Consider the following 10,003-nt stretch of genomic DNA (forward strand, 5'->3'; position numbering starts at 1 on the left):
GCGTATAATCCGCCGCCATGACTCGATCCCGATCTCCTCGTTCCCGTAAAAAACCTCCTTCCCGCGGCCTGCGTCCGTGGCTTGGCTGGGCGCTCAAGCTCGGCTTGGTGGGCCTTGTGGTGCTCGCCGGCTTTGCGGTGTACCTCGACGCTGTGGTCCAGGAGAAATTCTCCGGCAAGCGCTGGACCATTCCGGCCAAGGTGTATGCACGCCCACTGGAGCTGTTCACCGGCCAGAAGCTGAGCAAGGATGATTTCCTCACCGAGCTCGACGCCCTGGGCTACCGACGCGAACCCGTGAGCAATGGTCCGGGCGCGGCGGCGGTCAGCGGCAATACCGTCGACCTCAATACGCGCGGCTTTCAGTTCTATGAAGGCCTGGAAAAAGCCCAGCCGGTGCGCGTGCGCTTCTCCGGCGACTATGTGGCCGAGCTGTCCTCGCTCAACGGCTCGAAGTTACCGGTGGTACGCCTTGAACCGCTGATGATCGGCGGGATTTACCCGAAGAATCTTGAAGATCGCATCCTGATCAAGCTTGATCAGGTGCCGCCGTATCTGCTCGAAACGTTGGTCGCTGTAGAGGATCGTGACTTTTATAGTCACTGGGGTGTTTCGCCGAAGTCGATCGCCCGTGCCGTCTGGGTGAATACTTCCGGCGGCAGGATGACCCAGGGCGGCAGTACGCTGACCCAGCAGTTGGTGAAAAACTTCTACCTGACCAACGAGCGCAGCCTGACCCGTAAGCTCACCGAAGCCATGATGGCGATGCTGCTTGAACTGCACTACAGCAAGCAGGAGATCCTTGAGGCGTACCTCAACGAGGTATTCGTCGGCCAGGATGGCCAGCGCGCGGTGCACGGTTTCGGTTTGGCCAGCCAGTTCTTCTTCGGTCAGCCGCTGTCCGAGTTGAAGCTGCATCAAGTGGCCTTGTTGGTGGGCATGGTCAAGGGGCCGTCCTACTACAACCCGCGTCGCAATCCCGAGCGTGCGCTGGAGCGCCGTAACCTGGTGCTCGATGTGCTGGAGCAGCAAGGCGTTGCCACGGCTGAACAAGTTGCCGCAGCGAAGAAAATGCCACTGGGTGTGACAACCCGCGGGAAGTTGGCAGACAGTTCATTCCCAGGCTTTATCGATCTGGTAAAGCGCCAGTTGCGTGAAGACTATCGCGACGAAGACTTGACCGAAGAGGGCCTGCGGATCTTCACCAGCTTCGACCCGATTCTGCAGATGAAGGCAGAAGCGTCGGTCAACGACACCTTCAAACGCTTGACGGGCCGTAAGGGGGCCGACGAAGTAGAAGCCGCAATGGTGGTGACTAACCCGGAAACCGGTGAAGTCCAGGCCATGATCGGCAGCCGCCAGGCCAGCTTTGCCGGGTTCAATCGCGCACTGGATGCGGTGAGGCCGATCGGCTCGCTGGTCAAGCCAGCGGTCTACCTGACGGCGTTGGAAAAACCGAGTAAATACACCCTCACCAGTTGGCTGTCGGATGACCCGCTGTCGGTCAAAGGGGCCGACGGCCAGGTTTGGACGCCGCAGAACTTTGATCGCCGCTCCCACGGCACGGTGTTCCTGTATCAGGGCTTGGCGCATTCCTACAACATTTCCACGTCTCGGCTGGGGCTTGAGGTTGGCGTGCCGAATGTCCTCAAGACACTCGCTCGCCTGGGCATTACCCGCGAATTCCCGGCCTTCCCATCGATTCTGCTGGGCGCCGGCGCCATGACGCCGATTGAGGTGGCGACCATGTACCAGACCCTCGCCAACGGTGGCTTCAATACTCCGATGCGCGGGATTCGCAGTGTACTGACGGCTGAGGGTGAGCCGCTCAAGCGCTATCCGTTCCAAATTCAGCAGCGTTTCGATGCGGGCTCCATCTATCTGATCCAGAACGCCATGCAACGTGTCATGCGTGAAGGTACCGGTAGCTCGGTCTATAAGGTGTTGCCTTCCAACCTGACGCTGGCGGGTAAGACCGGTACCAGTAACGACTCGCGCGATAGCTGGTTCGCAGGTTTCGGTCAGGATGTGCTCGCAGTGGTATGGCTGGGTCGTGACGATAATGGCAAGACGCCATTTACCGGTGCCACCGGCGCATTGCAGGTCTGGACCAGTTTTATGCGCAAGGCTGACCCGCTGCCGTTGAACATGCCGCAGCCGGATAACATTGTGCAGGCCTGGATTGATCCGCATACCGGCCAGGGCTCCGATGCAAACTGTCCGGGCGCGGTGCAGATGCCGTATATTCGCGGCAGCGAACCACCACCCGGTGCTGCGTGCGGTGGCGGTGCCCCTGCAGATGCGGAATCGGTGATGGATTGGGTCAAGGGCTGGATGAATTAAGCAAAGAGGGTTTCAAGTGAACAAGTGGTTTATTCCAGCTATTACAGCTCTGGCTTTGCTCGGCGGTTGCTCCAGCGTGCAGCGCGGCTCTATTCCTGTGGTGGATTCGAGTACAGCTGTTTCCAATAACGACCGGATCTCGGCCAACGGTGGTTTTCGCCAAACCGTGACCAACCGTCCGGCCCAGGCCAAACCTCAGGCGGTGCCGCAGGATTCGGGTGTGGTCGTAATGGTGCCAGGCGGCGGTGCGGCCACCTCGGCGCCAATCAGTGCCGAGCCTTGGACGCCTGGGCCAAGTGCCTCCGGGCCGATCGATTCCGCGCCGATGCAGACCGCGCCGATCAATCAGGGCACCTACAACATGCCGTCGACGCCGAGTGGCATTCCATCGTCCTCCAGCGCTGGCGGCCTGTCGGCTGACGAGCAGTTGGACGGTCCGGTACTGGCGTTGCTGACCACTGCCCAGCAACAGCAGGCGGGTGGTGACCTGAATGGTGCGTCATCCAGCCTTGAGCGTGCGCAACGTGTTGCACCGCGCGAGCCGCAAGTGCTGTATCGCCTGGCTCAGGTACGCATGGCCCAGGGCGATGCGCCGCAGGCTGAGCAATTTGCGCGTCGTGGCCTAACCCTGGCCAACGGCCGTCCTGACCTTCAAGCCAGTCTGTGGGCTTTGATTGGTGATGCGCGCGCGGCACAAGGTGACGCCGCCGGCGCTGCCCAGGCCCGGCAGAAAGCCAAGGTCAGCCTCTGATGGATGTACGTTTTCCCGCGATTGCCGAACAGTTATTGCTGATCGAGCGCGAATTGCGTGTGCAGGGCTGGTGGGACGAAGTGTCCCCCAGCGCCGAAGCACTGAGCAGCGTTGAGCCGTTCTCTGTCGACACCTTGGACTTCCACCAGTGGCTGCAATGGATCTTCCTGGTGCGCATGAAACAGATCCTCGAACAGGATCTGCCGTTGCCCAATGCTTCAGGCATTCTCGAAATGGCCGAGATGGTCTATGCCGATCGGCCGCGAGAGAGCCTTGGCTTGCGTAATGCGCTGAAAAAGTTCGATCAACTGATCGTCGACGCTCGTTAATTGCCTGGCTGCCGGTTTTTCCGGCAGTCTTGCGCACATTTCTACCGCTTGACGACATTCAGGCGAGTTTTATCCCTCATCAAAGCCCTTTCTTCTGCGTTCTCATGCGCTTAGTTGGAAAAAAGCGCAATTATTGCTTGACTTGAGAGGCCTGAAACAGAAGAATCCAAAGTCCGCTGTATCGGGACTGCCAGAAGCAGGCCCGCTCAGCAGATCATGAGGCGCACATCCGCGCCGACCTGTTACACCCGCAACGCGTTACCTCGCGCTGGGTGGGAAAAGCCCGCAACACTTGGGACGATCCCAATACTTGCTCAGTCAGTGCTGACGTAGTCGGCGACCACCGTCGCTCATGCTCTGTTGAGAAGTAAACCTATTAAGACCCGTCGGTTTTCAACGGACGGTATTCTGGCGTTTTAGAGGTGAACAACGTGGAGCTTTTATCTGGCGGTGAGATGCTCGTCCGCTTTTTGCGTGACGAAGGCGTCGACTATATCTACGGGTACCCAGGTGGTGCTCTGCTGCATGTCTACGACGCACTGTTCAAGGAACCGGCTGTTACCCACATCCTGGTTCGCCACGAGCAGGCCGCGACCCATATGGCTGACGGTTACGCCCGTGCCACCGGTAAAGCCGGCGTGGTACTGGTAACGTCCGGTCCAGGCGCAACCAATGCCATTACTGGCATTGCGACTGCTTATATGGACTCCATCCCGATGGTGATCATTTCCGGCCAGGTGCCAAGCACCATGGTGGGGACCGATGCGTTCCAGGAAACCGACATGATCGGTATCTCCAGGCCGATCGTGAAACACAGCTTCATGATCAAGCATGCGTCGGAAATCCCGGAAATCATGAAAAAGGCCTTCTACCTCGCGCAGTCCGGTCGCCCGGGCCCTGTCGTGGTCGATATCCCGAAAGACATGACCAACCCGGCTGAAAAATTCGAATACGTTTTCCCGAAGAAAGCCAAGCTGCGTTCCTACAGCCCGGCCGTCCGTGGGCACTCGGGGCAAATCCGCAAGGCGGCAGAGATGCTCCTGGCGGCCAAGCGTCCAGTGCTGTACTCGGGTGGTGGCGTGATTCTGGGCGGCGGTTCCGCACCGCTGACCGAACTGGCCAAGCTGCTCAACCTGCCGGTAACCAACACCCTGATGGGCCTTGGCGCATTCCCGGGTACGGACCGTCAGTTCGTGGGTATGCTGGGCATGCACGGCAGCTACACCGCCAACCTGACCATGCATCACGCCGACGTGATCCTGGCTGTGGGCGCGCGTTTCGATGACCGCGTGATCAATGGCGCGAGCAAGTTCTGCCCGAATGCCAAGATCATCCATATCGACATCGACCCGGCGTCCATCTCCAAGACCATCAAGGCCGATGTGCCGATCGTAGGTCCTGTTGAAAGTGTATTGACTGAAATGGTCGCTGCGCTCAAGGACATCGGCGAGACGCCGAACAAGGAATCCGTTGCCAGCTGGTGGAAGCAGATCGACGAATGGCGTGGTGACCGTGGCCTGTTCCCTTACGACAAGGGCGACGGCAGCATCATCAAGCCACAGACCGTGATCGAGACCCTCTGCGAAGTGACCAAGGGCGACGCCTTTGTGACCTCCGATGTAGGCCAGCACCAGATGTTCGCCGCGCAGTACTACAAGTTCGACAAGCCTAACCGCTGGATCAACTCCGGTGGCCTGGGCACGATGGGCTTTGGTTTCCCAGCAGCCATGGGTGTGAAGCTGAGTTTCCCGGACTCTGACGTCGCATGCGTCACCGGTGAAGGCAGCATTCAGATGAATATCCAGGAACTGTCGACGTGCCTGCAGTACGGTCTTCCCGTGAAGATTGTCTGCTTGAACAACGGTGTGCTGGGTATGGTTCGTCAGTGGCAGGACATGAGCTACGGTAGCCGTCATTCCCATTCCTACATGGAATCGTTGCCGGATTTCATCAAGTTGGTTGAAGCCTATGGCCACGTTGGCATTCGCATCACCGATCTGAAAGATCTGAAGCCGAAGATGGAAGAAGCGTTCGCCATGAAGGACCGCCTGGTGTTCCTCGATATTCAGGTGGATACCAGCGAGCACGTCTACCCGATGCAGATCAAAGACGGCTCTATGCGCGATATGTGGCTGAACAAGACGGAGCGTACTTAATCATGCGGCACATTATCTCCCTGCTTCTGGAGAACGAACCCGGCGCTCTGTCTCGTGTTGTCGGCCTGTTTTCGCAACGCAACTACAACATCGAAAGCCTGACCGTGGCGCCGACCGAAGACCCGACCCTGTCGCGCCTGACGTTGACCACCGTTGGCCATGATGAGGTGATCGAGCAGATTACCAAGAACCTCAACAAGCTGATCGAAGTGGTCAAGCTGGTCGACCTGTCGGAGAGTGCCCACATCGAGCGCGAGCTGATGTTGGTTAAAGTCAAGGCCACGGGTGCCCAGCGTGCCGAGATCAAGCGCACTACCGATATTTATCGCGGGCAGATCGTCGATGTGAGCGCCAGCGTTTATACCGTTCAGCTGACCGGTACGAGCGACAAACTGGACAGCTTCATCCAGTCGATCGGGACGGCCTCGATTCTGGAAACGGTACGCAGTGGTGTCACCGGGATTGCCCGTGGCGACAAAGTACTCAGCATCTAACCCAAATTAGCGAATGGCCTTAAGGCCTGGATATATAGAGGAACCTCATGAAAGTTTATTACGATAAAGATTGTGACCTGTCGATCATCCAGGGCAAGAAAGTCGCCATCATCGGCTACGGCTCCCAGGGGCACGCGCAAGCTTGCAACCTGAAAGACTCCGGCGTTGACGTGACTGTTGGCCTGCGTAAAGGCTCGGCCACCGTTGCCAAGGCGGAAGCCCACGGCCTGAAAGTGACTGACGTTGCTTCCGCCGTTGCTGCTGCCGACCTGGTCATGATCCTGACCCCGGACGAGTTCCAGTCCGCGCTGTACAAGAACGAAATCGAGCCGAATATCAAGAAGGGCGCCACCCTGGCCTTCTCCCACGGCTTCGCGATCCACTACAACCAGGTTGTGCCGCGCGCTGACCTCGACGTGATCATGATCGCGCCTAAGGCTCCGGGCCACACCGTACGTTCCGAGTTCGTTAAAGGCGGCGGTATCCCTGACCTGATCGCGATCTACCAGGATGCTTCGGGCAACGCCAAGAACGTTGCGCTGTCTTACGCTGCTGGCGTAGGTGGCGGTCGTACCGGCATCATCGAAACCACCTTCAAGGACGAGACCGAAACCGACCTGTTCGGCGAGCAAGCCGTTCTGTGCGGCGGTACCGTTGAGCTGGTTAAAGCCGGTTTCGAAACCCTGGTTGAAGCTGGCTACGCGCCGGAAATGGCCTACTTCGAATGCCTGCACGAACTGAAGCTGATCGTTGACCTCATGTACGAAGGCGGTATCGCCAACATGAACTACTCGATCTCCAACAACGCCGAATACGGCGAGTACGTGACTGGCCCGGAAGTGATCAACGCCGAGTCCCGCCAGGCTATGCGCAACGCCCTGAAACGTATTCAGGATGGCGAATACGCCAAAATGTTCATCAGCGAAGGCGCTACCGGCTACCCTTCGATGACCGCCAAGCGTCGCAACAACGCTGCGCACGGTATCGAAGTCATCGGCGAGCAACTGCGCTCCATGATGCCGTGGATCGGTGCCAACAAGATCGTCGATAAAGCTAAAAACTAAGTCGTACGCATCAACAGAAAACGCGGCTTAGGCCGCGTTTTTTCGTTTGGGGGGCGGGTTCTGGTATAAAGCTGCATCGTTTGCGGGCGAACACTCGCCGCAAGTATTGGTCGAATTTTTTTCACACCGTTGCAAGGTAAAGTCCATGAGCGAACGTCCCGAAGAGCCAAACCAGGCTTCTGACGCCGAAAGCCTGCTGCCGATCGATGAGCATGTCGAAGAAGGGCATGACGCTGAAGGCCGCAAGGTCCGGCATCGTGGCATCTATTTGCTGCCCAATCTGTTCACTACGGCAAACTTGTTTGCCGGGTTCTATTCCATTATCAACTCCATGAGTGCCCAGAGCGCACTGGCGGCGGGTGATGCGGCGAGCGCCAGCAAGTATTTCGGCTTTGCTGCCATCGCAATTTTCGTGGCCATGGTGCTGGACGGCCTTGATGGTCGCGTGGCGCGCATGACCAACACCCAAAGCGCCTTTGGTGCCGAGTATGACTCGCTATCGGACATGGTTGCCTTTGGTGTTGCGCCTGCACTGCTGGCCTTCGCCTGGGCGCTGGGTGATATGGGTAAGGTTGGCTGGATGGTTGCCTTCATCTATGTCGCAGGTGCGGCGCTGCGTCTGGCGCGCTTCAATACCCAGGTGGGAACTGCTGACAAGCGTTACTTCATTGGTTTGGCTAGTCCGGCAGCGGCAGGCGTGGTGGCGGGTATTGTCTGGGCGTTCAGCGACTACGGCATCCAGGGGTCGAAAATGTCGTTCCTGGTGGCTCTGATGGTTGCTGCGGCCGGTATGTTGATGGTCAGCAACATCAAGTACAACAGCTTCAAGGAGCTTGATCTCAAAGGGCGTGTACCTTTTGTGGCGATCCTGGCAGTGGTACTGGTGTTTGCGGTGGTCTTCAGTGACCCTCCTCGGATTCTGCTGTTGGCCTTCCTGGTCTATGCCGCTTCGGGGCCAATTCAGTACTTGCTGCATATGCGTCGGGACAAAACGTTGCCTTAATGTAATTTCCCCCATACTCCGCAGTCTATTGGTGCATCAGTTCTCCAATGCTGCGGAGTTGCCATGTTAATCAAATTGCCCAAAGCGTCCGATTGCCAAGAATCGGATGTCACGCCTGAGTCCTTCTACCTTTCTCGCCGTAGCTTGCTCGGTGGTGCGCTTGTCGGCATTGCTGCCAGCAGCCTGCCGCGTTGGGCCAGTGCTGACGAGGCCGCGCGTTATCCCGATGTTGAGGCTGGCAAGGCGCCCAATTGGTTTGCCGAAAAATTGCCGGCAACGAAATGGCAGGCGGTGACGGTCAAGGATGAGTCCATCACCCCGTTCAAGGATGCAACCCACTACAACAACTTTTATGAGTTCGGTACAGACAAGGGCGATCCTGCGAAAAATGCAGGCTCACTCAAAACCGAGCCCTGGAGTGTGGTGATTGATGGTGAAGTTGCCAAGCCGGGGCGGTATGCGCTTGAAGACTTTATGAAGCCCTATCAATTAGAAGAGCGGATCTATCGTTTGCGCTGTGTAGAGGCGTGGTCGATGGTCATCCCGTGGATGGGTTTTCCGATCTCTGCCTTACTCAAGCAGGTTGAGCCGACCTCCAAGGCCAAATACATCCGTTTTGAAACCCTCCAGGATGCCAAGAGTATGCCTGGGCAGCGTTCGAGTTTTGGCTTGATCGACTGGCCTTATGTAGAAGGGTTGCGGCTGGATGAAGCGATGAACCCTTTGGCGATTCTTGCCGTTGGCATGTATGGGCGCGAGTTACCTAATCAAAATGGTGCGCCGCTACGTCTGGTGGTGCCATGGAAGTACGGTTTTAAGAGCGTTAAGTCCATCGTGCGCATCAGCCTTGTGAGTGAGCAGCCAAAAACCACCTGGCAGAGCATCGCGGCAGATGAGTATGGCTTCTATGCCAATGTGAACCCCACAGTGGATCATCCTCGTTGGACCCAGGCGCGGGAGCGCCGTCTGCCAAGCGGCCTGTTCAGTCCCAATGTGCGTGAGACGCAGATGTTCAATGGCTACTCGGATGAGGTTGCCTCCTTATATACCGGTCTCGATCTGCGGAAGAACTACTGATGCGTTACCCCGTCTGGCGCATTGGCGTTTTTATGACTGCGGCAGTGTGGCCATTGTTATGGCTATATGAAGCGTGGAGTTTTGCCTTGGGGCCGGATCCGGGCAAGGTGCTGGTTGATCGGCTGGGCTTGGGCACTTTGATCCTGCTGCTGATTACTCTGGGAATGACGCCGCTGCAGAAACTGAGCGGTTGGGCGGGGTGGATCGCGGTGCGTCGGCAGCTTGGGTTGTGGTGCTTTGCTTATGTAGTGCTGCATTTGGCGGCGTACTGTGTGTTTGTCCTGGGACTGGATTGGTCGCAATTGGGTGTGGAGCTGCGTAAGCGGCCTTACATTATTGTCGGGGCATTAGGGTTCCTGTCTTTGTTGGTGCTAGCGGTGACGTCCAATCGCTATAGCCAACGCCGACTGGGTAGTCGTTGGAAGAAGCTGCATCGTCTGGTGTATGTGATTCTTGGGCTTGGTTTGTTGCATATGTTGTGGATCGTGCGGGCCGATCTGAAGGAATGGGCGATCTATGCTTCTATAGGTGCGCTGCTCCTGGTGTTGCGTGTACCGCCGGTAGCGCGCCGAATCCCCCGACTTATTGCTAAAAAAGCACCCTCTGCAACAAAAGCGTAATTAACGCTTGACCGCAGATCCTAGAAGTCTATAATTCGCCCCACTTCCGGCGCAGTCGAAACGTAAAACTCCTTGTTAAACAAAGAGTTATGCAAGATTAGACAGCGGTTTGCTTCAGTTCATCGAAGTCCAGAAGGAGTTGATAGTGTCGTGTTATTTGGCTCTAT

Annotated in this window: 9 protein-coding genes; all 9 read left to right on the top strand. The window is 57.4% G+C overall.

Annotation, left to right across the window (positions count from 1 at the left end):
* The first annotated feature begins 17 nt into the window (after nt 1–17).
* The 9 genes from mrcB to msrQ all read left to right on the top strand — a co-directional run bounded on the left by mrcB (nt 18) and on the right by msrQ (nt 9,836).
* Entirely contained in the window at nt 18–2,342 is a 2,325-nt protein-coding gene (gene mrcB / locus J1G35_RS21275; protein ID WP_053137721.1) for a penicillin-binding protein 1B, read from the top strand.
* A gap of 16 nt (nt 2,343–2,358) precedes the next feature.
* Nucleotides 2,359–3,093, top strand: a complete 735-nt coding sequence (locus J1G35_RS21280; RefSeq protein ID WP_223015940.1) for a hypothetical protein — start codon at nt 2,359–2,361, stop codon at nt 3,091–3,093.
* A complete protein-coding gene (locus J1G35_RS21285) occupies nt 3,093–3,422 on the top strand; it encodes a YqcC family protein (RefSeq protein ID WP_135290595.1) in 330 nt (109 codons plus the stop codon). The genes J1G35_RS21280 and J1G35_RS21285 overlap by 1 nt, the downstream gene beginning before the upstream one ends.
* 431 nt (nt 3,423–3,853) lie before the next feature.
* The gene (locus tag J1G35_RS21290; RefSeq protein ID WP_223015941.1) at nt 3,854–5,578 is read left to right on the top strand and encodes an acetolactate synthase 3 large subunit; all 1,725 of its coding nucleotides are present in this window, start codon (nt 3,854–3,856) and stop codon (nt 5,576–5,578) included.
* Nucleotides 5,579–5,580: 2 nt separating this feature from the next.
* A complete protein-coding gene (ilvN, locus tag J1G35_RS21295; RefSeq protein ID WP_003176102.1) occupies nt 5,581–6,072 on the top strand; it encodes an acetolactate synthase small subunit in 492 nt (163 codons plus the stop codon).
* Between the two features lie 47 nt (nt 6,073–6,119).
* Entirely contained in the window at nt 6,120–7,136 is a 1,017-nt protein-coding gene (ilvC, locus tag J1G35_RS21300; RefSeq protein ID WP_003176099.1) for a ketol-acid reductoisomerase, read from the top strand.
* A 145-nt stretch (nt 7,137–7,281) separates the two neighbouring features.
* A complete protein-coding gene (pssA, locus tag J1G35_RS21305) occupies nt 7,282–8,139 on the top strand; it encodes a CDP-diacylglycerol--serine O-phosphatidyltransferase (protein ID WP_053137711.1) in 858 nt (285 codons plus the stop codon).
* Nucleotides 8,140–8,202: 63 nt separating this feature from the next.
* On the top strand, nt 8,203–9,216 hold the full coding sequence (gene msrP, locus J1G35_RS21310) for a protein-methionine-sulfoxide reductase catalytic subunit MsrP (protein ID WP_053137708.1): 1,014 nt from the start codon (nt 8,203–8,205) through the stop codon (nt 9,214–9,216).
* Nucleotides 9,216–9,836, top strand: a complete 621-nt coding sequence (gene msrQ / locus J1G35_RS21315; RefSeq protein WP_053137705.1) for a protein-methionine-sulfoxide reductase heme-binding subunit MsrQ — start codon at nt 9,216–9,218, stop codon at nt 9,834–9,836. The genes msrP and msrQ overlap by 1 nt, the downstream gene beginning before the upstream one ends.
* The last annotated feature ends 167 nt before the right edge of the window (nt 9,837–10,003 follow it).

Source organism: Pseudomonas sp. SH10-3B (assembly GCF_019891415.1).
Lineage (GTDB): Bacteria > Pseudomonadota > Gammaproteobacteria > Pseudomonadales > Pseudomonadaceae > Aquipseudomonas.

Excerpts from the sequence above, each read along its gene's own strand:
- J1G35_RS21285 (WP_135290595.1), top strand. The coding sequence starts at position 3,093 with ATGGATGTACGTTTTCCCGCGATTGCCGAACAGTTATTGCTGATCGAG.
- msrP (WP_053137708.1), top strand. The coding sequence starts at position 8,203 with ATGTTAATCAAATTGCCCAAAGCGTCCGATTGCCAAGAATCGGATGTC.
- pssA (WP_053137711.1), top strand. The coding sequence starts at position 7,282 with ATGAGCGAACGTCCCGAAGAGCCAAACCAGGCTTCTGACGCCGAAAGC.
- ilvC (WP_003176099.1), top strand. The coding sequence starts at position 6,120 with ATGAAAGTTTATTACGATAAAGATTGTGACCTGTCGATCATCCAGGGC.
- mrcB (WP_053137721.1), top strand. The coding sequence starts at position 18 with ATGACTCGATCCCGATCTCCTCGTTCCCGTAAAAAACCTCCTTCCCGC.
- msrQ (WP_053137705.1), top strand. The coding sequence starts at position 9,216 with ATGCGTTACCCCGTCTGGCGCATTGGCGTTTTTATGACTGCGGCAGTG.
- ilvN (WP_003176102.1), top strand. The coding sequence starts at position 5,581 with ATGCGGCACATTATCTCCCTGCTTCTGGAGAACGAACCCGGCGCTCTG.